The sequence below is a fragment of the Streptosporangium sp. H16 genome, from assembly GCF_051918855.1.
In the GTDB taxonomy this organism is placed as follows: domain Bacteria; phylum Actinomycetota; class Actinomycetes; order Streptosporangiales; family Streptosporangiaceae; genus Streptosporangium.
This window is the reverse complement of the sequence record NZ_JBPXMD010000001.1, coordinates 104,744-130,762: the sequence shown is the minus strand read 5'-3', so window position 1 is coordinate 130,762 and position 26,019 is coordinate 104,744. Positions and strand designations below refer to the sequence as shown.

General features: G+C 70.6%; 24 protein-coding genes. 13 read left to right on the top strand and 11 right to left on the bottom strand.

Features of this window, described 5'->3' with window-relative positions; translation table 11 throughout:
* Positions 1-108 precede the first annotated feature (108 nt).
* From ACTOQ2_RS00595 to ACTOQ2_RS00565, 7 genes are all read left to right on the top strand, one after another.
* Positions 109-1,056: a terpene synthase family protein gene (locus ACTOQ2_RS00595; protein ID WP_440097673.1), complete on the top strand. Its 948-nt coding sequence runs from the start codon at positions 109-111 to the stop codon at positions 1,054-1,056.
* 127 nt (positions 1,057-1,183) lie between these two features.
* Complete coding sequence (locus ACTOQ2_RS00590; protein WP_440097671.1) at positions 1,184-3,118, top strand: sensor histidine kinase; 1,935 nt, start codon at positions 1,184-1,186, stop codon at positions 3,116-3,118.
* Between the two features lie 85 nt (positions 3,119-3,203).
* Positions 3,204-4,691 carry a BTAD domain-containing putative transcriptional regulator gene (locus ACTOQ2_RS00585; RefSeq protein ID WP_440097670.1) on the top strand — a complete coding sequence of 496 codons (1,488 nt, stop codon included), beginning with the start codon at positions 3,204-3,206 and terminating at the stop codon, positions 4,689-4,691.
* Positions 4,692-4,699: 8 nt separating this feature from the next.
* Entirely contained in the window at positions 4,700-6,874 is a 2,175-nt protein-coding gene (locus ACTOQ2_RS00580; protein ID WP_440097669.1) for a histidine kinase, read from the top strand.
* 222 nt (positions 6,875-7,096) lie between these two features.
* Positions 7,097-7,420: a hypothetical protein gene (locus ACTOQ2_RS00575; protein ID WP_440097668.1), complete on the top strand. Its 324-nt coding sequence runs from the start codon at positions 7,097-7,099 to the stop codon at positions 7,418-7,420.
* Between the two features lie 218 nt (positions 7,421-7,638).
* Entirely contained in the window at positions 7,639-9,423 is a 1,785-nt protein-coding gene (locus tag ACTOQ2_RS00570) for an NAD+ synthase (protein WP_440097667.1), read from the top strand.
* 83 nt (positions 9,424-9,506) lie between these two features.
* Positions 9,507-9,983 (top strand): hypothetical protein, encoded by a 477-nt coding sequence (locus tag ACTOQ2_RS00565; protein ID WP_440097666.1) that lies wholly within the window; start codon positions 9,507-9,509, stop codon positions 9,981-9,983.
* Here ACTOQ2_RS00565 and ACTOQ2_RS00560 read toward each other — a convergent pair whose 3' ends face one another.
* Complete coding sequence (locus ACTOQ2_RS00560; RefSeq protein ID WP_440097665.1) at positions 9,984-10,277, bottom strand: hypothetical protein; 294 nt, start codon at positions 10,275-10,277, stop codon at positions 9,984-9,986.
* A 3-nt stretch (positions 10,278-10,280) separates the two neighbouring features.
* Positions 10,281-12,131 (bottom strand): hypothetical protein, encoded by a 1,851-nt coding sequence (locus ACTOQ2_RS00555; RefSeq protein ID WP_440097664.1) that lies wholly within the window; start codon positions 12,129-12,131, stop codon positions 10,281-10,283.
* Between the two features lie 276 nt (positions 12,132-12,407).
* Here ACTOQ2_RS00555 and ACTOQ2_RS00550 point away from each other — a divergent pair, with 276 nt between their 5' ends.
* Both ACTOQ2_RS00550 and ACTOQ2_RS00545 read left to right on the top strand, forming a co-directional pair.
* Positions 12,408-13,247, top strand: a complete 840-nt coding sequence (locus ACTOQ2_RS00550; protein WP_440097663.1) for a helix-turn-helix domain-containing protein — start codon at positions 12,408-12,410, stop codon at positions 13,245-13,247.
* Positions 13,232-13,477, top strand: a complete 246-nt coding sequence (locus ACTOQ2_RS00545) for a DUF397 domain-containing protein (RefSeq protein WP_440097662.1) — start codon at positions 13,232-13,234, stop codon at positions 13,475-13,477. The genes ACTOQ2_RS00550 and ACTOQ2_RS00545 overlap by 16 nt, the downstream gene beginning before the upstream one ends.
* Positions 13,478-13,616: 139 nt before the next feature.
* On the opposite strand, the gene ACTOQ2_RS00540 is transcribed toward ACTOQ2_RS00545, so the two are convergent.
* From ACTOQ2_RS00540 to ACTOQ2_RS00530, 3 genes are all read right to left on the bottom strand, one after another.
* Complete coding sequence (locus ACTOQ2_RS00540) at positions 13,617-14,243, bottom strand: TetR/AcrR family transcriptional regulator (RefSeq protein WP_440097661.1); 627 nt, start codon at positions 14,241-14,243, stop codon at positions 13,617-13,619.
* 7 nt (positions 14,244-14,250) lie between these two features.
* The gene (locus tag ACTOQ2_RS00535) at positions 14,251-15,816 is read right to left on the bottom strand and encodes an MFS transporter (protein WP_440097660.1); all 1,566 of its coding nucleotides are present in this window, start codon (positions 15,814-15,816) and stop codon (positions 14,251-14,253) included.
* Between the two features lie 246 nt (positions 15,817-16,062).
* Entirely contained in the window at positions 16,063-17,265 is a 1,203-nt protein-coding gene (locus ACTOQ2_RS00530) for an MFS transporter (RefSeq protein WP_440097659.1), read from the bottom strand.
* Positions 17,266-17,636: 371 nt separating this feature from the next.
* Here ACTOQ2_RS00530 and panB point away from each other — a divergent pair, with 371 nt between their 5' ends.
* Positions 17,637-18,482 carry a 3-methyl-2-oxobutanoate hydroxymethyltransferase gene (panB, locus tag ACTOQ2_RS00525; protein ID WP_440084417.1) on the top strand — a complete coding sequence of 282 codons (846 nt, stop codon included), beginning with the start codon at positions 17,637-17,639 and terminating at the stop codon, positions 18,480-18,482.
* Between the two features lie 129 nt (positions 18,483-18,611).
* Here panB and ACTOQ2_RS00520 read toward each other — a convergent pair whose 3' ends face one another.
* The 3 genes from ACTOQ2_RS00520 to npdG form a co-directional block, all read right to left on the bottom strand.
* Positions 18,612-19,523, bottom strand: a complete 912-nt coding sequence (locus ACTOQ2_RS00520) for a threonine/serine dehydratase (protein ID WP_440097658.1) — start codon at positions 19,521-19,523, stop codon at positions 18,612-18,614.
* 127 nt (positions 19,524-19,650) lie between these two features.
* Positions 19,651-20,823, bottom strand: a complete 1,173-nt coding sequence (locus tag ACTOQ2_RS00515; RefSeq protein WP_440097657.1) for a trans-sulfuration enzyme family protein — start codon at positions 20,821-20,823, stop codon at positions 19,651-19,653.
* A 278-nt stretch (positions 20,824-21,101) separates the two neighbouring features.
* The gene (gene npdG / locus ACTOQ2_RS00510; protein ID WP_440097656.1) at positions 21,102-21,767 is read right to left on the bottom strand and encodes an NADPH-dependent F420 reductase; all 666 of its coding nucleotides are present in this window, start codon (positions 21,765-21,767) and stop codon (positions 21,102-21,104) included.
* 122 nt (positions 21,768-21,889) lie between these two features.
* Here npdG and ACTOQ2_RS00505 point away from each other — a divergent pair, with 122 nt between their 5' ends.
* The gene (locus ACTOQ2_RS00505; protein ID WP_440097655.1) at positions 21,890-22,468 is read left to right on the top strand and encodes a hypothetical protein; all 579 of its coding nucleotides are present in this window, start codon (positions 21,890-21,892) and stop codon (positions 22,466-22,468) included.
* A gap of 187 nt (positions 22,469-22,655) precedes the next feature.
* Here the strand turns inward: ACTOQ2_RS00505 and ACTOQ2_RS00500 are convergent, their stop codons facing one another.
* Positions 22,656-23,606: a LysR family transcriptional regulator gene (locus ACTOQ2_RS00500; RefSeq protein WP_440097654.1), complete on the bottom strand. Its 951-nt coding sequence runs from the start codon at positions 23,604-23,606 to the stop codon at positions 22,656-22,658.
* A gap of 104 nt (positions 23,607-23,710) precedes the next feature.
* Here ACTOQ2_RS00500 and ACTOQ2_RS00495 point away from each other — a divergent pair, with 104 nt between their 5' ends.
* Positions 23,711-24,370, top strand: coding sequence for a cyclase family protein (locus ACTOQ2_RS00495; protein WP_440097653.1), 660 nt, complete (start codon positions 23,711-23,713; stop codon positions 24,368-24,370).
* A 38-nt stretch (positions 24,371-24,408) separates the two neighbouring features.
* On the opposite strand, the gene ACTOQ2_RS00490 is transcribed toward ACTOQ2_RS00495, so the two are convergent.
* Complete coding sequence (locus ACTOQ2_RS00490) at positions 24,409-24,591, bottom strand: hypothetical protein (RefSeq protein ID WP_440065341.1); 183 nt, start codon at positions 24,589-24,591, stop codon at positions 24,409-24,411.
* A 44-nt stretch (positions 24,592-24,635) separates the two neighbouring features.
* On the opposite strand from ACTOQ2_RS00490, the gene map reads away from it, so the two are divergent.
* Positions 24,636-25,484 carry a type I methionyl aminopeptidase gene (gene map / locus ACTOQ2_RS00485; RefSeq protein WP_440084410.1) on the top strand — a complete coding sequence of 283 codons (849 nt, stop codon included), beginning with the start codon at positions 24,636-24,638 and terminating at the stop codon, positions 25,482-25,484.
* A 101-nt stretch (positions 25,485-25,585) separates the two neighbouring features.
* On the opposite strand, the gene ACTOQ2_RS00480 is transcribed toward map, so the two are convergent.
* The gene (locus ACTOQ2_RS00480) at positions 25,586-25,999 is read right to left on the bottom strand and encodes a sensor histidine kinase (protein WP_440065344.1); all 414 of its coding nucleotides are present in this window, start codon (positions 25,997-25,999) and stop codon (positions 25,586-25,588) included.
* Positions 26,000-26,019 lie beyond the last annotated feature (20 nt).

The following is a 26,019-nucleotide window of genomic DNA, read 5'->3' as shown; positions in this document are numbered from 1 at the left end:
TTGTCGCACTCCATGTCACTTTCCCTGTCCCCTTCGTCCCCTTCGTCCCCCTCGTCCGCCGCGCCCTCCGGAACACCGGGTCACCCGGAGCCGCCGCGGCCCTCGGGAGTGGCCGCGGCACTGCTGCTGCCCCTCACCGAGGTCGTGCCGGTGATGTCGGCACCGTGCCCGATGCACCCCTCGGTCGACCTGATCGGCACCGAGCTGGCCGCCTGGGCCCGCGAGGTCGGGCTCGAACCTCCCCCCGGCGCCGGATTCGAGCGGATGGCCGGTCGTGCCTTCTGCGGATTCGGCGTGGAGCCGGCGCTGCTGTTCGCCAAATGGCTGACCTGGCTGTTCCACTTCGACGACGAGTGGGACGAGAAGCCCGCCGGGCGCGCGGCCGAGATCGTCGAGGCCACCTTCGCGCGGCTCGACCTCGTCGCCCGCGCGCCCGCGCACGCCTCCTCGCCCGTCGAGCTGGCCTTCGGCGACCTCTGGAAGGCCACCACCGGGCGGATGAGCACCCGCTGGCGGCACCGGTTCCTGGCGGGGCTGGCGGCGCAGGGCGAGGCCTGCCGTACCGAGGCCGAGAACCGCTGCGCGGGCCGCGTGCCCTCCCCCGCCGAGTACCCGCGGCTGCGGCGGGGCACCGCCGGCCCCTACCTGTTCGACCTGGTGGAGCCCTGCCTGGGGGTGGAGGTGCCCGCGGGACTGCGCGAGAGCACGACCTGGCGGACGCTGGTGGACGCTTGCAACGACGTCACCGCCTGGTGCAACGACGTCGCCTCGCACCACAAGGAACGGGCCAACGGCGACGTGCACAACTACGTGACGGTCGCCGCGACCGCGTTCGGCCTCTCCGACACCGGAGCCGTCGCCTGGGTGAACGACCGGATCGCCGCCCGCGCCGAGGACCTGCGGACCTCCGCACGGCGGCTGCCGGCGCTGTTCGACCGTTTCGGGTTCTCGACCGGCCAGGCCAGAGACGTCAGCAAGGTCGCGTGCGCCTTCCTGACGGCGCCGAGGGCCCAGCTGGAATGGCTCCTTGAGTCCAGCCGGTACGACGTGCCGTGACCCGGTGACCGCCGGCCCCCGTTGATCGCTCGTTGATTAAATTGCGGTCTGCGCCGGTTAAGGTCCTTTTAAGCACAAATGAAGGGCCTAAACCATCATGCGCGGGCTGTACCGGGGAATCCCGAGGGTGACGCCCGTCCAGAGGCGGATCACGGCGGTGCTCGCCGCCGCCGCGTCCGTGGCGATGGAGTGCGTCAACATCTGGGTCACGGCGCAGCTCCCGCAGCCTTCCTACACACCGCTGCCGTTCGCGCCCGAGGACGTGGCCGGCGCCGTGTTCCCCGTCCTCGGTGCGCTCCTGGTGTTCCAGCGGCCCCGGCTGGTCATCGGCTGGCTGCTCTGCCTGGGCGGGCTGTGCTCCGCGCTGAACAGCCTCACGGTGAACCTCGCGCTCCTGGACACCGCGCGAGAGTGGATGGTCCTGCCGAAGGCGATCTGGGCGGTCGCCGGGGTGAGCTGGAAGCTGGCCGTCCTCTTCCTGGTCGTGCTGCTGCCGCTGCTCTATCCGGACGGGAAACTGCCCTCCCCGCGCTGGCGGGCGCTGGTCTGGGGCTCCGTCGCCGTCCTGGCGGCCGACGTGCTCGTCACGGACCTGATGCCCCTTTTCGGGCAGCGGCCCGTGGGTTCCTCCCCCCACTTCCTGCGGTTCTCGCTGGACATGCTCACCAACGCGATGATGATCCTGGCCTTCGCCTCGCTGGCCACCCGGTTCCGGCGAGCCGGTCACGAGGAGCGCGGGCAGATCGTCTGGACGCTGGTCGCGCTCGCCACCGTGATCGTCCCCTGGGTGGTCGGCAACCCGGTGTGGTGGCTGGCGTCGTTCACGATCCCGCTGGTCCCGGTCGCGATCACCTTCTCGGTGCTGCGGCACCGCCTCTACGGAATCGACACGCTCATCACCAGGACGCTGGTCGGCGCGGGCCTGGTCGGCGTGATCGGCGGGGTGTACGTGGCGGTGGGCGCCGCCTCCAGCCTGTTCCTGTCGGACGTGGACCGGATCGGCGGCCTGGTCGCCGCGCTCTGCGCGGGGGCGTTCTTCCACCCGATGCGGCGGCTGCTCCAGCGCGGCGCCGACCGCCTCCTGTACGGCGGCAGGGGCGACCCGGTGGCGCTCGCCGCCGAGCTCGGGCGCAGGCTCCAGCGCACCGATCCCGCGGGAGGACTGGCCGCGGCCCTGGACGTGCTGCGCGACGGCCTGGCGGTCACCGGCACGGGCGTGCGCTTCCAGGGCGGCTGGCCCGAGGAGTCGACGGTGGGGACGCTGGAGGAGGTGGCGCGCGACATCCTGCTGGTCTGGCACGGCGAGCCCGTCGGCCGCCTGCTCATCGGCCCGCCGGGCGCCCGGCGCCTGCCGGCCGCGCACAACGAACGGGTCATCACCGCGCTCACGCCGTACGTGGCCGACGCCGCCCACGCGGTCCGGCTGGTCGGCGCGCTGCGGCGCTCCCGGGAGCGGATCGTCACCACCCGCGAGGAGGAGCGCCGCCGCCTCCGCCGCGACCTGCACGACGGTCTCGGCCAGTCGCTCAGCGGGATGGCGATGTCCATCAACGCGGCCAGGCTCTCCCTGCGCGCCTCCCCCGAGACGGCCGAGCGCATGCTCGGTGAGCTGCGCTCCGGCATGGACAGCGTCACCAACGACATCAGGCACCTGGTGTACGGCCTGCGTCCGCCGGCGCTGGACGACCTCGGCCTGGCCGGGGCCGTGGCGGAGATGGCGGGCCCCGACGTCGCCGTGGAGGTCAGGGGCGAGCTGCCGGGCCTGCCCGCCGCGACCGAGGTCGCCGCATACCGGATCGCGCAGGAGGCGCTGACCAACGCGCGCAAGCACGCCGGGGCCGCGACGGTGCGGGTGTCGCTGGAGCGGGGCGAGAACGACCTGAGCGTCCGGGTGCGCGACGACGGGATCGGCGTCCCTCCCGGGCGTCGCTCAGGGGTCGGGCTGGCGTCGATGCGCGAGCGCGCCGCCGAACTGGGCGGGACATGCGTGATCACGACGCCTCCCGAGGGGGGCACCGTGGTCGAGGCGGTACTCCCGGTGAACTTGAATGTGAAGATCTGACCACCGATGTTTTCTTACGGCTCGTGAACGATGGTGAGTATTGCCCTATGACGTTGGTCCAGGTAGCCCTACCCTTGCGCCTGCAATGCTGACATTTCGTGCTCTCGGCCCGTTCCAGGCCCTTCATGGTGAGACATCACTCGACCTCGGCGGCCAGCGCCAGATGGCGGTGCTGGCCCGGCTCCTCGTGGCCGGTGGCCGCGCCGTCCCGGTGGCCATGCTCATCGACGAACTGTGGCCCGGCGAGCCTCCCGCCCAGGCCCTGTCGACCATCCAGGGATACGTGTCGCGGCTGCGGCGCGCCCTGGAACCCGGCCGCGCGCCACGGGAGGAGGCCGAGGTCCTGGTCTCCGCCCCGCCGGGGTACGCGCTGCGCGCCTCGCCCGGTCAGGTGGACACCTGGAGTTTCGAGAGCGCGGTCAAGACGAGCGGCGAGCCCGCCGAGGTGTGGGATCGCCTGGAGGCGGCCCTCGCCCTCTGGCGCGGCCCGGCCCTGGCCGAGTTCTCCGACCTGCCGTGGGCGATGAGCGAGGCGGGCAGGCTGGAGGAGCTGCGGCTGATCGCGGTCGAGCGCCGGGCCGACGCGGGGCTGCTGCTGGGACACTCCGGCGCCCTGGTCGCCGACCTGGAGGCGCACGCCTCGGCGCATCCGCTGCGGGAGGAGGCCTGGCGGCTGCTCGCGCTGGCCCTGTACCGCAACGGCAGGCAGGGGGACGCGCTGGGCGCGCTCCGGCGCGCCAGGATGATGCTCCGCGACGAGCTCGGCCTCGACTTGGGCGCCACCCTGCAACGTCTGGAGTCCGACATGCTGGCCCAGGCCGTGCATCTCCATCCGCCCGCGGAGCCGGTGCGGGCCGCGGAACCGGTAGCGGCGGCGGCGCGCGTGACGCCCGCCGAGAAGCCGGCGCTGCCGGGGCTGCGCGTCGTGGTGGTGGACGACCAGGCGCTGGTCCGCACCGGCCTGCGAGTGGTGCTGGACAGCGAACCCGGTTTCGAGCTGGTCGGCGAGGCCGAGAACGGCGAGCAGGCGATCACGGTGGTCAGGGAGACCTCCCCCGACCTGGTGCTGATGGACATCCAGATGCCCAGGCTGGACGGGCTGACCGCCGCGCGCAGGATCCTGGCCGACGTGGCGCCGCCGAAGGTCGTGATGATGACCACGTTCGGCACGGACGACAACCTCTACGCGGCGCTGCGGGCCGGGGTGAGCGGGTTCGTCCTCAAGACGTCGGCGCCCGAGCAGCTCATCACCGCGATGCGGGCCGCGCAGGCCGGTGACGCGCTGATCGACCCCGCCGTCACCACCCGCCTGATCGCGGCCTTCGCCGGGCGCACCGACCCGTCGGCGCCACCCGGCCTCGCCGGTCTCGGCGACGCGGAGCTCGACCTGATGAAGCTGGTCGCCCGGGGGCTGACGAACCGGCAGATCGCGGCGACCCTGGCGGTCCCCGAGCGGTCGGTCTCGCAGTCGGTGGTCAAGCTGCTCGACCATCTCGGACTGTTCGACCGGGCCCAGCTCGTCGTCACCGCGTACGAGTCCGGGCTGGTCAACCCCGGCGACGTGGGCAGATAGCCATGTCCATGCGGCAGCGCGACCGCGGCCGGGTGCTCGACGGCACCGGTGGCGTGCCCAGGCGGGTCGTCGACGCGGTCACCGTGACCGGCACCGTGACCGGCACCGTGACCGGCACCGTGACCGAGGACGCCCCCGCCTGGCCCGCCCCCTCGCTCGCACGCGGGCTGCTGCGCTCCCCGCTGCGGCTCGCCGCCCTCTCCACGGCGCTCCTGTCGGTCGGACTCACCGTGATCGGCCTCGTGCTGCGTCTCGACCTGCCGCCCGGGTGGCAGCCGGAGCAGCCGGCCACGCCCGACCTGGCGGCGGGACTGACGTTCCCCGTGGTGGGGGCCTTCCTGCTGGCGCACCGCTCGCGTCCGGCCACGGCGTGGCTGATGTGCGCGGGCGGCCTGATGTGCGCGGTCAACTCCTTCTCCGAGGCGGCGATGTTCGCCTTCGCCGCGGCGGGCGACATGGAGGCCGCCGGGTACCTCCGCCTGAGCATGGTCACGGGAAAGGCGGCCGGCGGGTTCCTGCTGGCGATCCTGTTCCCGCTGTACTCCCCCGACGGCCGGCTGCCCTCGCGGCGGTGGTGGCCGCTGGCGGCGGCCGGCGTGGCCGTGTTCGCGGCGAGCCTGCTGCTGAACCTCACCCGCCCGGACCCCGACCCCGCGATCTATCCCTGGCCGCGGGTCATCCCCAACCCGCTCGCGGTGGACGTCCTCGCCCCCTACAACATGGCGGCGCGCGAGGTCGTCGCCGTCCTGATCTCGGTCCTCGCGGTCCTGGCGCTGGTCTCCCTGGTGCTGCGCTTCCGGCGGGCGGACTCCGAGCTGCGTCGCCAGATCGCCTGGCCGGTCTTCGCCTTCGCCGTCTACGTCGCCTTCCTGCTCGCCGGTCCGGCCTGGTGGCTGGCCGCGACGATCTGGACCGGGCTGATCCCGGGGGCCATCGTCTTCTCGGTGCTGCGCTACCAGCTCTACGGCATCGACACGGTGGTGAGCCGCGCCTTCGTCGCCGCCGGGCTGATCGCCGCGGTCAGCGCCATGTACGCGGTCGGCGCGGTCGCCGGGCTCGCACTGTCGGGATACGACCGGATCGGCGGCCTGGTGGCGGCCCTGCTCGCCGGGGTCGTCTTCCAGCCGCTCCGGCACCGGCTCAGGAGCCTGGTCGACCGGCTCATGTACGGCACGCACGGCGACCCGCAGGCGCTCGCCGAGCGCCTGGCCAGAGAGGTCCGCGAGACCGAGCCGGCCAACGCGCTCGCCGCCGTCGCCGCCGTGGTCAAGGACGGGCTGAGCGTCACCGGCGTCGCCGTCGAGGTCTACGAGCCCGGTGCCAGGCAGGTCCAGGTCGGCCTGCTGGGCCCGGCGCCGCGCCGGGTGCCGCTGGTCTGGCACGGCGAGCCGGTCGGACGGCTGCTCCTCGGCTCCCCCGGCCCCCGCAGGTTCGCCGCCGCGCACAACGGCCGCCTGGTCGCGGCGGCCGTCCCGTACGTCGCCGACGTGGCGCACGCCGTGCGGATGACCGCCGACCTGCAGCGCTCCCGGGAGCGCATCCTCACCGCCCGCGAGGAGGAACGCCGCCGCCTGCGCAGGGACCTGCACGACGGGCTCGGCCACGCGCTGACCGACATGGCCATGTCGATCAACATGGCCAGGATCAGCCTGCGCACCGCCCCCGCCTCGGCGGACAGGCTCCTGCTCGACCTGCGCGGCGGCATGGACGCGGTCAGCGAGGAGATCAGGGAACTGGTCTACGGCCTGCGCCCGCCCACCCTCGACGAGCTCGGCCTGGCGGGGGCCGTCCGGGCCCTGGCGCAGGAGGGCACGCCGCGGGTCGCGGTGGAGATCGAGGGCGACCTGTCGGACCTGCCCGCGGCGGCCGAGGTGGCCGCGTACCGCATCGCGCAGGAAGGACTGACCAACGTCCGCAAGCACGCGGGGGCCGGCTCCGCGGTGATCTCGTTGCGGCGCGGGGAGTCGCTGGTGGTCCGCGTCCAGGACGACGGGCGCGGGCTGCCCTCGGGACCGCGCTCGGGGGTCGGGCTGCTCTCCATGCGTGAGCGGGCCGCCGAGCTGGGCGGTACCTGCGTGATCGAGGCGGCCCCGGGCGGCGGGACGGTCGTGGAGGCCGTGCTGCCGATCCCGGCCGCACCGATCACGGCGAGCCGCCACACCCGGAGCTCACCGAGCCTTTAGGGTTCACCCGTTGACGAATGCTCATGTCCAGCGAGAAATCATAATTTCTCGAAAATTGCCGAAATAAACAAAAAATAGGCAAAATCAGATTCTTCTTAACTTACTCCGAAAATACGAAAATGGGTAGTTCGGTCCTTTGGTCCGAACGGCTTGCCTTATATCTTTCCCCCTAATCACGGCCGTCGAGCGAGCTCTGCTCACGGCTCGATCAAAGGAGAAAGCATGTACGGCAAGCGACAGCTGACGGTGCTCGGGGCGGCACTCCTCACCGCGCTCACCCTCGGACCGACCTCGTTCTCACAGGCCTCGGCCACGCCGGATCCCGAGCCGGGCGTGACGGCGAACACCCCGCAGAAAGAGGCCGTGACGGACCCGGCCCCATCGGCGGAAAGCCCGAGGGATTACTGGCGGGGATATCGGGACGGCTACCGGGCCGCCGGACGGGACTGCCGCAGGGCCAGGTCACGCAGCTACATCGGACCGCCCAGCGACTACGACAGAGGTTGGCTGGACGGCTACGACGCCGGATACGCCCGTTTCTGCTGAACGGCGGAACGAGGACACCGAAGCACGACGGGCTGTTCGAGTCCGGCGCCGGGTACCGGGAAAGGACCGGGAAGTGAGCCGAGGCCCCTGGAGGAGGCCTGACCGGAGAACCCGGCGACGGCAGGCGGTCACCTCCTGGCGTCCGCGCGCGTCCATCGGCGGCCGGGGCGGAATCACCTGCACGGCGGGCTCCGGGCGCGCCCCAATAGGATGGCCATGTGGCTCAACTCCGCATCGCCCTGGCCCAGAGCAATCCCGCCGTCGGTGACCTGGCCGCCAACACGGACAGGCTCGTCGAGTGGACCCGCCGCGCCGCCGACCGCGGCGCGCACCTGGTCGTCTTCACCGAGATGTTCCTGACCGGATACCCCGTCGAGGACCTCGTGCTGCGCACCTCGTTCGTGGAGGCGTCGATCGCCGCGATCGAGGAGGCCGCGCGACGGCTGGACGAGGCGGGGCTCGGCGAGATCCCCGTGGTCGTCGGCTACGTGGACCGCGCGAAGCTCGCCCCGCGCGTCGGCCAGCCCAAGGGCGCCCCGCTCGACGCGGCCGCGCTGCTGCACCGGGGCCGGGTGGTCGTCAAGACCGCCAAGCACCACCTGCCGAACTACGGCGTCTTCGACGAGTACCGCTACTTCGTCCGCGGCGACCGCCTGCCGATCTTCCGGTTGCACGGCGTCGACGTGGCGATCGCGGTCTGCGAGGACCTCTGGCAGGAGGGCGGCCCCGTCGCGGTGGTGGCCGAGGCCGGAGCCGGGCTGCTCGTGGTGCCGAACGCCTCCCCGTACGAGAAGGAGAAGGACGACGTACGCCTGGCCCTGGTGGCCAGGCGCGCCCGCGAGGCCGGATGCGCCCTCGCCTACGTCAACCAGGTCGGCGGCCAGGACGAGCTGGTCTTCGACGGGGACTCGGTCGTCGTCTCCGCCTCCGGCGAGCTGGTCGCGCGCGCGGCGCGCTTCTCCGAGGAGCTGCTGATCACGGACCTGGAGCTGCCCGAGGCCAGGTACGGAGGGCTCGGCACCTTCCAGGTGGACGCCGGCGACGGCACCGTGATCACGGTGGACCGGCTGGAGCTGTCGGCCCGCCCCGTCGAGCCGTACGAGCCGCAGGCCCCCACGATCGCCGAGCACCTCGACGACACCGCCGAGGTCTACTCGGCACTGGTCCTCGCGGTCCGCGACTACGTCGCCAAGAACGGCTTCCAGTCGGTCGTCCTCGGCCTGTCCGGCGGCATCGACTCGGCGCTGACCGCCACGATCGCCTCCGACGCCATCGGCCCCGACCGGGTGCACGTGGTGCTCATGCCCTCCCGCTACTCCTCGGACCACTCGGTGAGCGACGCCCAGGAGCTGGTCGACCGGCAGGGGATCAACGCCAGGACCGTGCCGATCGCCGACATCGTCAGCGGCTTCGAGAAGGAGATCGAGCTCTCCGGCCTGGCCGCGGAGAACCTCCAGGCCCGGGTGCGCGGCATGATCCTGATGGGCCTGTCCAACGAGCACGGCCACCTCGTCCTCACCACCGGCAACAAGAGCGAGCTGGCCACCGGCTACTCCACTCTCTACGGCGACTCGGCGGGCGGCTTCGCCCCCATCAAGGACGTGCTCAAGACCCTGGTCTGGGAGCTGGCGCGCTGGCGCAACGCCCAGGCGGGCCGGTCGGGCGAGTTCCTGCACGGGTTCGCGGTGCCGCCGATCCCGGAGAACTCGATCGAGAAGGAGCCCAGCGCGGAGCTCCGCCCCGACCAGCGCGACACCGACTCCCTGCCCGAGTACGACATCCTGGACAGGCTGCTGGACGACTACGTCGAGAAGGACATGGGATCCGCCGAACTCGTCGCCGCCGGACACGACCCGGCCCTGGTCACCCGGGTGATCCGCCTGGTCGACCTGGCCGAGTACAAGCGCCGCCAGTATCCCCCGGGCCCGAAGATCACCCCGAAGAACTTCGGCCGCGACCGCCGCCTCCCCATCACCAACCGCTGGCGCGAGACCACCACCTGACATATCGCGTTTTCCACGCCCTGAACCAGCCATTTTTGAATGTCATCTCGCCGTGCAGGAAGCCGATCTGTAAAGTCGACAGGGTGCGACGTGTTGCGGGATGCGCCCTGATACTGCTGTTGGCCACCGGCTGCGGCGCCAGTAGCCCCACCCTGGACCAGGCCGCCCAAACGCTGGCCAAGGACGCCAAGAAACTTGAATACTTACACCCCACCGTCAATAAGAAAATTGTAGACAAAACCGGGGGAGATGGAAACGATTTTACAACCTGTCCGGAAAAGGGTACTGCATTTCGCTTTCACCAGCTCAGTGGCGACTTTGCAAAAGACAACCAGTACACTCCCGCACAGTTAGCCGACCTAACTACTCGCCCGCTGCAGGACGCACTCATGCGTGTCGGCTACAAAATCGACCGGAACGCCAGCTGGGTGCAGCCCGGTCGAAGCTTCGTGATCCTCCATAAAGAAGATCCAGGCATCACCTTCATCGTTCTCGTACAGGCTTCCCAACCCAACATCGAAGTGATCGGCAAAACTGACTGCCTGTCGGTGAGCCAGTAGTCACGAGGAATTCTCGAAAAGGCGCGCCTGCTCTCGAAGGTGCAGAGCAGAGCGTTTCAGATTTCTTGCAGCGATTCGGCACTGTTCCGCGAGCCGGTCCATGTCCGATCGCCGTCGAACGACGTCGTGATCGAAGCGCTGAGCCGCCGGTCCCGTCCAAGCACGCTCGCCGTGGACCGACCCAGTCTTGATCTGATCAAACAATGTCGTCAGATTCCTCACATAGCCATCAAAGCGGTCCGCGAGCAGTTCTTTCTCATCCGCGAGACGCAGCAGTTCAGCACGTTCGCTCATCGGTCATCCTCCGCGCGCTCTCAGTGCCGCCTCCAACACAGGCTCCAAACGCCCGTAGAAAATATCCTTGAGCTGACGGAGATCCGATTCACCGAGTGGCGGCTGGCCGTGACTTTCGCGCGAGGCGTTGAAAGCAGATAATTGGCTGTCGACAAGCACATCAACAAGATCCGATGCCTCTTCAGGCGATCCCTCGTCCAGAAAATTCTCGATCTCGTCCTGCAGAGTGTTCTTCCAAGCGAGATCGACGGCTTTGGACGCCGTCGCCCCAGCCAAGACGGAGTCCGCAAGGAGATGGCCTGCCCAGCCGCCGACCAGCGCATCCAGAGGGAGAAACAAGAGCTCGACAGCGAACTTGCGATTTTCCTCCGCATCGAGATCAGCCTCGTGTAAACCACTGAAAAACAATGATGCGAGTGCTCCGGCCCTTACTGCCTTGTCGTAGAAAGCTCGGCGCTGCCCTTCTCTTCCCTCTTCCGTGGACGCGTTGCCGAACGGATGTTCCCTACCCAGATCGAGGTCTTCAAGAAATCCGCCGTATCCGCTTCTGAGTGGTGACAGCGCCGCCGGATCACGCAAGAGCCCACCAAAGAAGTTCACCACCGACTCCGCGTTGAGATTCCGCCACCCCTCACCTGGGGCCGTAGGCAGAGAGTCATGTTCTCTGCTCCAAACGACGGCGAGTTCGGGAAAATACTGGGAGATGTGCCTGGCGAGGACCTGGCCGATTGGCGAGGGGACAGGTATGACCTTGGTGTCGCCGGGGAGGTAACGCTTGTCCGACGGCTGGCCGTCCAGGGGCGGGAAGTATTCCAACTTGCTTGGTTCGGGGAGCAGAGAAGGCCATGCCGTCTTGTCTCCGAACACTTTGATGACATTGATCCAGGCGTCCCGGCGGAGGGTGACGACTCCCGCGCCGGGAGCCAGCGCCTTGTCCAGGGCGGCGGCGAGCAACTTCTTGAATCCTGGACGACCCTCGTCGTTGACCACTTCGGGACGCAGCAGCAGCGTCGCGTTGTCGCCGGAGGCAAGCAGTTCCTGGGTCGCCTCGCCGTTCTTGCTCAGCGCCTTGACCAGCCAGTAGGTATTCCAGTCTTCCTCGTCCTCACGGTGACCGCTTTGCTGGGCGAGTGTGGTTCCCGCCTGGACCAGGAATTCGCGCGACTGGCGGGCCAGGCCGAGCAGTGCCGCCATGTCCGCGATGGGCAGATCCCCCAACGCGCGGTCGCGCAGATCTTTAGGAAGGGTGCCCGCCGCGTCTGTTGAGGCGAAGGCCTCGGCCAGCGGGCCCAGGTCCTTCTTCGCCTTCGCCAGGTTGGCCGGGCTGTAGCCGCGCGCGTCGTTCTGGTTTCTCGCGCTCACCGCGGCGAAGATGCCCGCGAAAGTGCCTGCGCCCAGCGTGGCCAGCAGTCCCGCCGAGTAGGCGGCGTCGGCGGTCTTGCCCTGCCCTTCCCCAAGCGCCTCCTGGACCTTCTCCCAGTTCTGGACGCTGGGGTCCTTCTGGTACGCCTGCCATGCCGCCAGGGTTCGTTTTCCGGCGAGGGTCCCGGCGGTCCGGGCCTCCGTCGCGTCGCCGAACGCGAACTCCGCCGTTCTGAGGCCCCCCTGTGAAGCAGTGCCCTCGACGCGCTCGATCGTCTGGGTCCGCCAGGTCAGATCCCGCCGTGTCTCGTCGAGGAAGCGGCCGACACCGTCGAGCACCTCGGCGCCCGGTCCGGCGGGCCAGTCGGTGCCGGCCTCGGCGATGGAGGCCGACAGCCATGGCCTCAGCGTCTGAACGCGCTGCGCGGCGTCGTCCATGGAGGTGATGAGACGCCGTGCCCCGGCCGGATCAATTCCGACAAACTCCGCCATTCGGCCCGGCCTCCTCGGGGAACAGACGCCAGAACAACAAAGCCTCAACAGATTATCGCGGATTCTCAACAACTGAAGATGTTGATAAGAAAAGACTGGCGGCCATCGGGGAAATATGTATCCAACGAGGCCCTCGACTGTGGACCCAAAGCACTTTTCACCGCGTTTCGGATACGCGCTTCCTATTGCGGCAACGGACCATTACTTTTCGTAGTGATCCGATGACGAAACACGCGTCGGTCCCCCAGCGGCCCCGGCACGAGAAAGGAGCCCGCGATGCCCACCCCGCGTGAGCCGGAAGGTGAGACCAGTCCCCTCACCTTCTTCGCCTCCGAGCTTCGCCGCCTGCGCGATCAGGCCGGACTGTCACAGGAACAGCTGGCCCAGCAGATCGCCTATTCGACCGGCCTGGTCAGTATGGTCGAGACGGGCAGGCGCAACCCGTCGCTCGACTTCACCGAACGGTGCGACCGGGCGCTCAGCGCCAACGGCGTGCTCATCCGAATCTGGCCAATGCTGACCTACGGCGTCCTCCCGCCGCGCTTCCGCCCCTGGGTGGACATCGAACAGCAGGCCCACACCCTGCGGGGCTGGGACCCGTTGCTCGTCCCCGGCCTTCTCCAGATCCCCGACTACGCCCGTACGATCCTGGAGGCCTATCCGGGGGTGACCGACGAGCGGGTGCAGGAGCTGCTGACCGCCCGCCTGGAGCGTCAGAAGATCCTGGCGCGCGACAACCCTCCGCCGCTGTGGACCGTGCTCGACGAGGGAGTCCTGCATCGAGGCGTCGGAGGTCCGGACATCATGCGCGATCAGCTCGCCGCGCTTCTGACCGCGTCCGAGCACCGGAACATCTCCATCCAGGTCGTACCAAAAAGCGCCTACGTGACCGGCGGTGCGATCGCTGGTCTGGAGGGAGGATTCTTCATTGCGAGCGCCGAGGGCAGCCTGGATAGTGTATTCGTGGAGTCCGCCGCCGTAGGGCACGTCACGGACCATCCTCGCGACGTGGCGGCGATCTGCAGGCGATACGAAGCGGTCCGCTCGGCGGCCCTGCCCGCGCGGGCGAGCGCCGACCTCATAGCGAAGGTGATGACGGAATGGCAGCAGACCTGACCGGCGCGACCTGGCGCAAATCCTCCCTGAGCGGCTCCGAAGGCGGCAACTGCGTCGAGGTGGCCGTCATCGGCGCCCCTCGCACCGGGTACAAGGCGGACCTCGGCGCACTGCACGTGCTGCGCGACTCCAAGAATCCCGGCGGGCCGAAGCTCTTCTTCACCCGGGCCGAATGGGACGTCTTCATCGCGGGCGTGAAGCTCGGCGAGTTCGACCACCTCGGCGACTGACACCTCACGTCCGAGACGCCGAGGTGCCTGAGCACCGGAAACGCCGAAACCCCGGCGGCCACGGCCGGGGTTTCGTGACGACATCCATGACGCTGCCCGTACGAGGGCCACCGCCCCCAGACGGCCGTACGGGAAAGCCTCAGGGGCCGAGGCCCGCCAGGAGGTGGTCGACGATCCGTTCGGCCAGGTCAGAGGACGCGGCGTAGTCGTCGACGCCCTCGGTGCGGATGTACCACATGACGGTGCCGACCAGGTTCGCCATCGCGAGGGGGACGTCGAGGCCGGCCCGCAGCTCGCCGGTGGCGACGCCGCGCCGCAGCAGGGCGGTGATCGCCGCCCTGCGCGGCTCGATGGTCGCCTGGCGGATGCGCTCCACCAGGCGGGGGTGCCGCTCGGCCTCGTTCATCGCGATGTTCATCACGCAGCGGTTGCGCGCGTCGCACGCGTCGCGCAGGAACACCCGCGCGTAGACGACGAGATCCTCGCGGACCGAGACGCCCGCGACCGGGGGCAGCGGCGTCTTGAGCGTGGACAGCGCGTCGACGAGCAGGTCTTCCTTGTTCGACCAGCGCCGGTAGATCGTGGTCTTGCCGACCCCCGCGCGAGCGGCGATCGCCTCGATCGACAGCTCGGAGAGACCCGCACTCTCCCCGATCAGGTCGAGGGTCGCGTCGATGATGGCCTTCTCCGCCCTGGCGCTGCGGGGACGGCCCGCGGGACGGGGCGTCTGGGCCCCTGCCGCCTGAATCTCGTCGGTGGTCGTCATAGCGCTCCTACACTACCGCCGGTTCCTTACCTGGGCTGATCTCCTCGGGGACGGGAACGGCCCCGGAGGACTTGCCGGGCAGCCACCTGAACACCACCAGGGCTCCGAGCAGCGCGATGACCGCGGAGACGAGGGCGGTGATGTGCATGCCCTCGACGAAGGCGAGCTTGGCCGGTTCGACCAGCGCCGCACCCCGGGCGCCGAGGCCCTGGGCCACGCCCAGCGTGCCGGTCAGCGACTCGCCCGCCAGGTGCCTGAGCTGGTCGGGCAGGCCTGTCAGGGCCGGGGCGATCTGGTCGCGGTAGGTGGCCGAGAGCAGCGAGCCGAGAAGCGCGACGCCGAGCGCTCCGGCCACCTGGCGGACCGTGTTGCTCATGGCCGAGCCGACGCCGGCCTTCTCCCTGGGAAGCGCCTCCATGATCGCGGTGGTCGCCGGGGGCATGATGTTGGCCATCGCCGCGCCCTGGACGAAGAAGACGATCTCCAGCAGGACGACCGGGGTGTTCTGGTCCATCAGCGCGTAGGAGGCCAGCGCGGCGGCCACGACGACCATGCTGACGGTGGCGCTCAGCTTGCCCCCGAAGCGCACGGCCATCTGCTGGCTCAGCGGCGCGAAGATCAGCTGTGCGGCGGCGAAGGGGATCATCAGGGCGCCGGCCTGCAGCGCGCTGAATCCCAGCACGATCTGCAGGTAGAAGACCAGGAAGAACATCGCGCCCATCATCGCGAAGAACACGATGCCGATCATGCCGACCGCGGTGGCGAAGCGCGGGTCGCGGAAGTAGCTGACGTCGAAGGCCGGGTGGTCGATACGGCGCTCGTACCAGATGAAGGCGGCGAGCACGACGATGCCGAGGATGGTCGGTACGAGCACCTCGGCGCTGGCGATCGTGGCCAGCTCCCCGCCCCGGATGATGCCGTAGGTGACGGCGACGAGGCCGATGATGGAGAGGACCACGCCGACCGGGTCGAGCCTGGAGGGCTTGGGGTCACGCGACTCGGGCACGACCAGGCTGATGAGCACCATGCTGATCAGCACGATCGGCAGGTTGACCAGGAAGACCGAGCCCCACCAGAAGTGCTCGATGAGCAGGCCGCCGGTGATCGGGCCGATCGCCACGGCCAGGCCCACCCCGCCGGCCCAGACGCCGATCGCCTTGCCGCGCTCCTGCGGGGGGAAGACGTTGGAGATGATCGCCAGCGTGGCCGGCATGATCGCGGCACCGCCGATGCCCATGAACGCGCGGGCGACGATCAGCTGCATGGGGTCCTGGGCGTAGGCGCTGGCCAGCGAGGCCAGGCCGAAGAGCACCATGCCGACCATGAGCATGCGCTTGCGCCCGGTGCGGTCGCCGATCACCCCGAAGGTGAACAGCAGGCCCGCGAACACGAGCGTGTAGGAGTTGATCGCCCATTCCAGCTGGCTCTGGGTGGCGCCCAGACCCTCCACGGGGTCGGCGATCGTCTTGAGTGCGACGTTGAGGATGGTGTTGTCGAGCACGACTGCCAGGAGGCTGAAGACCAGCACTCCCAGGATCTGCCACCGCCGCGGGTGACCGAGCTGTTGTTCCACGAAGGCCCCGTATTCGATACGCTTAAGTTTCGAAACACCACCGTAGCGTTGATCATTACGATACGCAACCGTATCGTTTCATATTTGTCGTGAAATATCTTGATCTCAGGGTGCGCCCTCCGAGGTGACGCACCGGGACGGGCGGCGGCCGGGATCGGCGACAGCCCGGACCGGGTACGGCTGGAGTAGCGCCGCCCCCGTGCCGCCCCCGTGCCGGCGACAGCCCGGAATCGGGTACGGCCGAGGTCAGGCGGCCACCGGGACAGGTTCGTCGGCCACGGCCGCGGTGCGCCGCCAGAACGGCAGGGCGACCAGCACCATCACCACACCGACCAGCCCGGCGGCGGCGAAGGCCCAGCCGGGACCGGGGCCGTCGATGATCACACCCGCGATGGGCGCCGCGGAGCCGGCGCCGATCAGCAACGCCGTGCCGTGCAGGCCCATCGCCTCGCCACGGGCCCCGGCGGGCACCCAGCGGGTCACGGTCTCGATCGTGGAGGACAGCGCGGGGGCGCACAGCACCCCGGCCGGCAGCAGGGCCAGGACCAGCCAGTGCCAGTCACCGCCGACCAGCCCGACGGGGACGGTGAGCACGCCCATGGCGCCGATCAGGATCAGCGGCGACACCCCTCGGGGCAGCATGCCGTACACGAAACCGCCCATCAGCGAGTAGGCGCACCACAGTCCGATCGCCAGCCCGATCCAGGCGGTGTCGCCGCCCTGCTTCATCGTCGCCACCAGGGACAGCTCGGTGGCGGCCAGCACGAAGGTCGCCGCGACGACCGTGCCGAGCAGCCCGAGCATGCCCGGGGTGAGCCACTGGCGCCGCGAGACCTTTCCCGCCACCTCCTGGAGCTCCTCCTCCGAGCGGACGGGCGGGTTCAGCGCGATCAGCGCCACCCCCGAGGCGACCAGGCCGGCCGCGACGATGCCCATGGTGGGCACGCTGCCGAGGAGGGTCACCCCCGCGACCGCCAGGGCGGGACCGGCCATGTAGGAGAGTTCCACGATCATGGAGTCGAGGGAGAAGCCCATCCTGCGCTGGTCGACCGGGACCAGCGCCGTGAGGCACTGCCTGATCACGCTGAACACCGGAAGGCTGAGCAGGCCCGCGGGCACCGAGGCCGCGAGCAGCAGGGGGAACGGCATCGCCCACGCGGTGGACCAGAAGGCGAGCTGGGCGAGCGTGGTCACCACCAGCACCGGACGCAGGCCGTGGCTGTCGACGAACCTTCCGGCCAGCGGCGAGCCGACCGCCATCCCCACCGTGCTCGCCATGGTCACCAGACCGGCCGCGGCGAAGCCGAGCCCTAACCCGCTGGAGTCGACGACATGCATGGTCAGCGTGATGGCGACCGCGGTCGAGGGGATGCGGGCGACCAGTCCCACCAGCAGCAACGACCGCACGCCCGGGATCGCCAGCAGGCGGCGGTAAGGTTCGAAAGCCATTGTGATTACTTACCTCCGCGAGCATTGTGCCGTACGCCCCTGACACTTCCGCCACTGGATTACCGCGCCGAGGTGCCGCGCACCGCCCGCCGGACACCCCTGACGCACCGCGCACCGCCCGCCCCACCCTGAACGCGCGCACCCGCCGGCGCCCGCCCGCGCGGCACCGGCATGTTCGCCACGGAATATCGTCCGGACGCGCGTCCTCACACTCCGTTACGGCGCCAAAAGGACGAACGTGTCACATACCACCCACACCTGCCCATTGGATTACCACGTCGATCGGGTCTGTTGAACCTGTCGTACGCGTGCAATCATCGAAAACGTCCGGGGACGCCACAGGGGCGCCTCGAGACTTCACTGGAGGTCCCATGTCCTCTTCCGTCACCAACCGGCCGACCTCTCTGTACGGCGGCCAGGCTGGACGAAGGATCACCGTGCGCGACGTCGCCGCCGCCAAGGAGCGTGGCGAGCGGTGGCCGATGGTCACCGCGTACGACGCGATGACCGCCAGGGTCTTCGACGAGGCCGGCATCCCCGTGCTGCTCGTCGGCGATTCGGCCGCCATGGTCGTGTACGGGTACGACTCGACACTGCCCGTGTCGGTGGACGATCTCATGCCCCTGACGGCGGCCGTGGTCCGCGGTTCCTCCCGCGCGATGGTCGTGGCCGACCTGCCGTTCGGTTCCTACCAGTCATCTCCCCAGCAGGCCCTGGAGACGGCCGCCCGATTCATGAAGGAGGCCGGGGCCCACGCGGTCAAGCTCGAGGGCGGGCGGCGGGTGCTTCCCCAGGTCGAGGCCCTGGTCTCGGCCGGCATCCCGGTGATGGCCCACCTGGGCCTGACCCCCCAGTCGGTCAACGCGCTCGGCGGCTACCGCGTGCAGGGCCGCGGCCAGTCGGGCGACGAGCTGATGGCCGACGCCAAGGACCTGGAGTACGCCGGGGCGTTCTCGGTGGTCCTGGAGTGCGTTCCCACCGACCTGGCCGAGCGGGTCACCGCGTCCCTGTCGATCCCCACGATCGGCATCGGCGCCGGGCCCGGCACCGACGCGCAGGTCCTCGTCTGGCAGGACCTGATGGGCCTGACCGCCAGCCCCGCCAAGTTCGTCAAGAAGTACTTCGACCTGGCCCACGAGATGGACAGGGCCGTGCGCAGCTTCGCCGACGAGGTGTCGACCGGCGCCTTCCCCGCCGCCGAGCACAGCTACCGCTGACCGGCCGGGACCGCGCCGCCCCCGGGCGCCGCGGAACCGGTGACCACCGCTGAGCCGCCCCGGCGCCCCGGCGCCCCAGGAGAACCTGGCGGCGCCGGGGCGTCCTCCGTCGTACGGAACGTACGAGAGTCAGACGAGCGTGGCGGGGTCGGTGTTGGCGCCGCACACGACGACGGCCACCCGCTCGCCGGGGGCCGGGGTGTGGACGCCGGACAGCAGGGCCGCGTACGCCGCGGCGCCCGCGTGCTCGGCGGCGATCCTGTGCTCCCGCCACAGCTCGCGCCGCGCCTCGACGATGGCCTCGTCGGAGACCAGGAGGCTCCGCACCCCCGCCGCGCTCGTGATCTCGTAGGCGATCTCGCCCGCCCGGCTGGCGCCCAGGGCGTCGGCCCCCACCCCCGAGACCTCGACGCCGACCGGCCCGCCGGCCTCCAGGGCCCGGTGCAGGGTCGGGATGAGCTCGGGCTCGACGGCGACCACGCGGGCCCGGCCGCCGAGGGCGACGGTGATCCCGGCGACGAGCCCGCCGCCGCCGACCGCGACGACGACCGTGTCGACGCCCCCGGTCTGTTCCAGGAGCTCCAGGCCGACCGTGCCCTGCCCGGCGACCACCTCCGCCTGGTCGTAGGCGTGGATGTCCAGGGCGCCGGTCTCGGCCGCGCGCTTGACCGAGGCCTCGTACGCCTCGGCGTAGACGGCGCCGATCTGGGTCACCCGCGCGCCCAGCGCGCGCAGCCCGGCGACCTTCACCGGGCTGGACACCGTCGGCACGAAGATCTCCGCCTGGACGCCGAGGCTGCGCGCCACGTACGCCACCGCCAGGCCGTGGTTGCCCCCGCTCGCCGCGATCAGCCCGGCCTCGGGGATCCTCTCCGAGGCCAGGGCGCGGTTGAAGCCTCCGCGCGCCTTGAACGACCCCGAGTGCTGCAGCCCCTCCAGTTTCAGGAACACCCCCGGCGACACCTCGACCACCGGTGTGCGCAGGACATGCCCGGCGATGCGCTCGGCGGCCCGCTCCACGTCCCCGATCGACACGCTCACGCGCGCTCCTTCCCCGCAAAACGATCCGGAGGCGGCCGCCCGGCCCTGCGGGCGGCCCCGCGCCGCAGTGTAGAGGGCCGCGGTGCAGAGACGGCGCGGGCCGCGCTCCCGGCGGCGTCAGAAGTCGTCAGGAGAGCGCCTGCTCGAAGTCGGCCCACAGGTCCTCGACGTGCTCGATGCCGACCGCCACCCGCACGGTGCCCTCGCCGATCCCGTGCCGGGCGAGTTCCTCGGCCGTCAGGGAGCGGTGGGAGGTGGTCGCGGGGTGCAGGATGAGCGTCTCGACGCCGCCGAGGGACGGGGCCAGCAGGGCCAGCTTCACCGAGCTCATGAACCGCTCCCCCGCCTCCCGCCCGCCCGCCAGGTCGAAGGAGAAGACCCCCCCGAAGTCGGGCAGGAGCTTGGCCGCCAGCTCGTACGAGGGGTGCGAGGGCAGTCCCGGCCAGTGCACGACGGAGACGGCGGGGTGGGCGTTCAGGCGGGTGGCCAGCTCGCGGGTGTTGGAGCAGTGGCGCTCCATCCGCAGCGGCAGCGTCTGGATGCCGCGTAGGGTGAGCCAGGCGGCGAACGGGTCCGCGGTGGCGCCCAGCTTGGTGGTGAAGGACCACACCTTGCGGTACAGCTCGTCGGAGGCGAAGACGGCGATCCCGCCGAGCACGTCGGTGTGCCCGCTCAGGTACTTGGTGGTGGAGTGCACCACGATGTCGGCACCGTGCTCGATCGGCCTGCACAGGATCGGGGAGGCGAAGGTGTTGTCGACCACCGAGACCAGTCCGGCCTCGCGGGCCGCGGCGCACATGCCCGGCAGGTCGGCGACCTGGGTCACCGGGTTGGCGATGGTCTCCAGGTAGACCAGCCTGGTCTCCGGCCGCACGGCCTCGCGCAGCGCCGCCGGGTCGTCCTCGGGGACGTAGGAGACCTCGATCCGGAACCGCGCCACCAGGTCGTTGATCATCGCGGCGGTGCCGCCGTAGAGCGGCTTCTGCGCGATCAGGTGGTCGCCGGGCTCCAGCAGTCCGAGCAGTACGGAGTTGATGGCCCCCATCCCGGAGCCGGTGGCCACGGCGCCGACGCCGCCCTCCAGCCCGGCGACGGCCTCCTCCAGGGAGCGGACCGTCGGGTTCGACAGCCGCCCGTAGACGAAGGCTCCGTCCGGGCGGCCCATCCCGTCGGCGAAAACGGCCGGGTCGTCGAAGACGAACCCGGAGGTCTGGTAGAGCGGCACCGTGATGGGACGGCTGCCGTTCAGGGGCGGCTGGGGCAGGTGGACGGTGCGGGTCTCCGGACGAAAATCAGTCATGTGTCAAGGATGTCCGGTTAACTAGCTATTTGTCAGATCCAATCAGGCAAGATTGGCCCGCTTCGGGGATCGGGTCCGACCGGTTGGCCACCGGCCGAGCCTGCATGCCTCACCGCCCCCGCACCCACACGACCGGCCACCAAACCGTCCCCGGCTTCCCTCCACGGGCCACCGAAGCACCCCGGGGCCACTCCACGGGGCGCCGAACCACGCGGCCGGCCGGCGAGACGACGACCACGGACGAAGGCCCGCTCGTCGCGGGCCGGAACGCCGCCCAGCTAGATGTCGGTGACGCGCAGGCCCGCGTGGGCCTTGTAGCGGCGGTTGATCGAGATGAGGTTGGCGGTCAGCGCCTCGACCTGGTGGGCGTTACGCAGGCGGCCGGCGTACACGCCGCGCACGCCGGGGATCCGGCCCGCCAGCGCCTGGACGGTGTCGGTGGCCTCGCGGTCGTCACCCGCCACGAGCACGTCCAGGGCGATCTCCTCGACCTCGGGATCCAGCAGCAGGACGGCCGAGACGTGGTGGAAGGCGGCGACCACGCGGCTGTCGGGCAGGACTGCGGCCGCCTGCTGGGCGGCGCTGCCCTCCTCGACCGCGAGCGCGTAGGCGCCCTGCTTGTCGAACCCGAGCGGGTTGACGCAGTCGACGACGATCTTCCCGGCCAGCTCGGAGCGGAGGGACTCCAGCGTTGAGCGGTGCCCGTCCCAGGGAATGGCCACGATCACCACGTCGGCCTCGGCCGCCACGGTCGGGTTGTCCGTGCCGCGCACCGATCCGCCGATGCTCTCCGCCGCGGCCTGAGCCCGTTCCGCGCTCCGCGAGCCGATCAGCACGGTGTGCCCGGCGAGGGCGAACCGCCGGGCCAGGCCCTTGCCCTGGTCGCCGGTCCCGCCCAGGATCCCGATCGAGATCTTGCTCACGTCCGGAATGTCACTGCTCACTCGCCGCTCCTCATCGTCCCCGGTCGCTCAGGGCCGGACTCCATCGACCATATCGCCTGTCCCGATCATCTCAGGGTCGCGTTTCCGGGATCGGCGCGGGGTGTCTGGGGCACGATGGTGCGATGGACGCTGGGTCGGTGACGCTGCTGCGTGAAATCCTGGCCTCGACCGGCTGGGTCGAGCGGACCCGCGAGCTGGGCCTCGCCCTGCGCGCGACGCGCTCCCCCGGCGGGCTGCTGGTGGTCGGCACGCCTCAGGAGGAACCCTGGCACCTGACCGCGCACCTGAGCGACGAGGCCAGGTTCTCCGGGATGCCCCAGCTCACCCCGACGCTGGTCCGCTGGGCGCCCGCCCCAGGAGCGCCCGAGCACCTGCGGGTCGGGCTGGAGCGGATCGAGCGGGCCGGGCGGGGCGAGACGCTGTTCGTGGTGGCCGAGGAACGCGCCCCCGAGGCGCTGCTGGAACGGGTGAGCGACGCCCGCAGGACCGGTACGACGATCCTGGCCCTGGGCGGTGGCGACCCGGATCTGACGGGTCTGGCCCACGACGCGCTGACGATCCCCGAGCGGGCGCCGTTCTCCTTCGACGGAGCCCAGCACCTGGTGAGCATGGCCGCGGGCGAGGTCGCCCGTCGTCCAGGCCCGCGCGACCGCCTGGCCAGGCTGCTGGAGCGGATCAGCGGCCCGCGGGTCACCGACTAGGCCCTCGGAGCGCCGACCGGCCCACCGGCCAGGCCCGCGGCCACCGGCACCACCCGCCCGCCCCAGGCCACCGGCGCCCCTCACCGTCCGGGCATCAAGTCACCGCCCTGGCCAGGCAGCACGGCCGGGCACGACGGGGACAGGGCCGGGTCAGGGCGGGGGACAGGGCCGGGGCACGGCCAGACGGCTAGGGGGCGTTCCAGCGCGCTCCGAGCCGTCCCGACAGCTCCTCGGCCGCGTCCCTGAGCGCCGCGATGACCACGGCCTGCACCGGGTCGGGCTCACCCGAGCGGGTACGGCCGAGGCGGGTCACCGCGTCCAGCTTCCTGGCGCCCACGTTGGTGATGCCCGTGACGACGACCTCGCCGTCCGGGACGTCGAGCAGGGCCAGCGACGGCACGATCGCCACCCCGTGCCCCGCCGCGACCAGGGCGAGCGTGGGCGGGAACTCCTGGATCATGTGCACCCGGTGCGGGGTGAATCCGTGCAGGACGGCGAACCGCTCCAGGGCGTGGCCGCAGGCCTGGTCGGGCGGCCCGGCGATCCACGGCACCCCCGCCAGGTCCGCGACCTGGCGCGGGACCTCCGCCCAGCCCGGCGGGGCCACGATCCGGTACTCGTCCACGTAGAGGGGGTGGGAGACGATGGACTGCCGCGCCGCGACGGTCTTGCCGGCCTTGTCGGCGTCCTCCTCGGTGAGGGCGAGGTCGACCCCGCCGAGGCGGAGCTCCTGCAGCGCGGGCGGCCCGTACAGTTCCCGGATGTGCGGCGTGATCTGGGGGTGGCGCTCGGCCAGCCTGCCCAGCGCGGGCACCAGCAGGTGCCGGATGACCGTGGGGAACGCGGCGATCGCCACCGGCCCGGCCAGCCGCTCGGTGAAACGGATCAGCTCCCGCCTGGCCTCGCCCAGCTCCTCCTCGACGCGCTCGGCGTATCCGGCGAGGACCCTGCCCGCGGGAGTGAGGGCGACCCGGCGCTGCGACCTGTCGATGAGGGAGAGCCCGACCTCCCGCTCTAGGAGCGCGAGCTGCTGCGAGACCGCCGAGGCCGTCAGGTGGAGCGCCTCCGCCGCGCGCATGACGCCGCCGCGACGGGCGACCTCGTGGAGCACCCGCAGCCGCCGGGGATCGATATCCATGCAGCTCAGCTTACGTGGACATTAAGAAAACTTTATTTGCCCTTTAGCGAGCGGGGCGGAAATCATGAGGTCATGAGCTTCTCACGGAAGGAGGTGAGCGCCCCGTGACCCGGCTGGTCGAGCTGAGCCACCCCATCACCGAGGGGATGATCACCTACCCCGGCGTCCCCGGCCCCCGCCTGGGCGTGCACCTGAGCCGGGAGGCCTCGCGGGAGGTCTACGCCCCGGGCACGGAGTTCCACATCGGCAGCGTCGAGCTGGTCGCCAACACCGGCACCTACCTCGACACCCCCTACCACCGCTACCCGCAGGGGCCCGACCTGTCGGGGATGCCGCTGGAGTCACTCGCCGACCTCCCCGGCCTGGTCGTACGGGCCGAGGGGGCGCCCTCCGTGGGGCTCGACCGGTTCTCGGGGCTGGACGTGCGCGGCAGGGCCGTACTCCTGCACACCGGCTGGGACCGGCACTTCGGCACCGAGACGTACTTCCACGGCCACCCCTACCTCGAACCGGAGGCGGCCCGCTGGCTCGCGGAGCGGGGGCCCGCGCTCGTCGGCATCGACAGCCTCAACATCGACGACACCCCGCCCCGCGGTGAACGTCCCGCGCACACGCTGCTGCTCGGAGCGGGCATCCCGATCGTGGAGCACATGACGGGGCTGGCCGCGCTGCCCGGCAGCGGGTTCCGCCTCCACGCCGCGCCGCCGCTGCTGGCCGGCCTGGGGACCTTCCCCGTCCGCGCGTACGCCGTCGTGGACGGCTAGCGGCCGGCCGGCGACCAGCAGACAGCCAGCCGACAACCTCAGTCGTCCCCGTCCCAGGCGCGGTCGTTCTTCTTCCACTCCTCGTTCCTGTCGGCCGCCGTCTTCAGCGCGGCGGCCGCCGCGTCGCGGGTCGGGTACGGTCCCATCCGGTCCTTGTTCGGGCACCCGTCGTCGGGCTCGACGGCCATGTGCGTCAGGCAGAACCACCATTGATCACTCATGCGGCAATACTGCCCAGTGGGAAGCACAACTAGACTGGGGGACCATGACGACACTGCTCCAGCCCGGGCGGATCTCCCCCATCCGCAAGGTGCCCTCTCACATCCAGCGGCCGGAGTACGTCGGGAAGAAGTCCCCGAAGACCGGGGAGTCCGACGTCAAGACCCCCGAGATCATCGAACGGATGCGGGTCGCGGGCAGGCTGGCGGCCCAGGCGCTCGAAGAGGTCGGCAGGCACGTGGCACCCGGGGTCACCACCGACGAGCTCGACCGGATCGGCCACGAGTTCCTCTGCGACCGCGGCGCGTACCCCAGCACGCTCGGCTACCGCGGGTATCCCAAGTCGCTGTGCACCTCGATCAACGAGGTGATCTGTCACGGCATCCCGGACGACACCGTGCTGCGCGACGGCGACATCGTCAACATCGACATCACCGCCTTCATCGGCGGCGTGCACGGCGACACCGACGCCACCTTCCTGGTCGGCGACGTGGACGAGGAGTCGCGCCTGCTGGTCGAGCGCACCCGCGAGGCCACCAACCGGGCCATCAAGGCCATCGCCCCCGGCCGCCAGCTCAACGTGGCCGGCCGCGTGATCGAGGCCTACGCCAAGCGGTTCGGCTACGGGGTGGTCCGCGACTTCACCGGCCACGGCATCGGCACCACGTTCCACTCGGGCCTGATCGTTCCCCACTACGACGACCCGTCACTGGCGGTCACGCTGGAGCCGGGCATGACGTTCACGATCGAGCCCATGCTGACGCTCGGCACCATCGACTACGACATCTGGCCCGACGGCTGGACCGCCGTCACCAAGGACCGCATGCGGACCGCCCAGTTCGAGCACACCATCCTGGTGACCGAGACCGGCCACGAGATCCTGACACTCCCCTGAGGCGCCGGCCCGCTCCGCGGCCACACCACCTCTGAGCTGGGAGAACGGCGAGATCCCCCGGCCGCGCGAGCCCCCTCCCGCAGGTGGGTGCCCGATCCGGGCTAGTCCTGGCAGGGCACCACACCGGTGACGGTGGTTCCCTCGCCGGGAACGCCGTTGACGCTGCACGAACCGCCGAGCTGTTCGAAGTGGGCGCGCATGGCGGCGACGCCCCGGCCCTTCGCCTCCCCGAAGAAGCCGATGCCGTTGTCACTCACCGTCATGCGCAGGCCGCCACGCCCGAAGGTGACGGCGACGGAGACGACACGGGCACCGCTGTGCCGCTCGACGTTGGACAGCGCCTCCCCGAGCGCGGCCAGCACGGCTCTGGCGACCCCGGGCGGAACGTCCTGGGCGGGCAGGGCCCAGATCTCGACGGCGACCCCGGTGCGCTCGGCCCATTCGGTGAGATGCTCTTCGAGCGCCTGGGCCAGGCTCCGGCTGCGGCCCTCACGTACGCGCACTTCCTCGGACACAGCTCAACCTTCCTGATGCA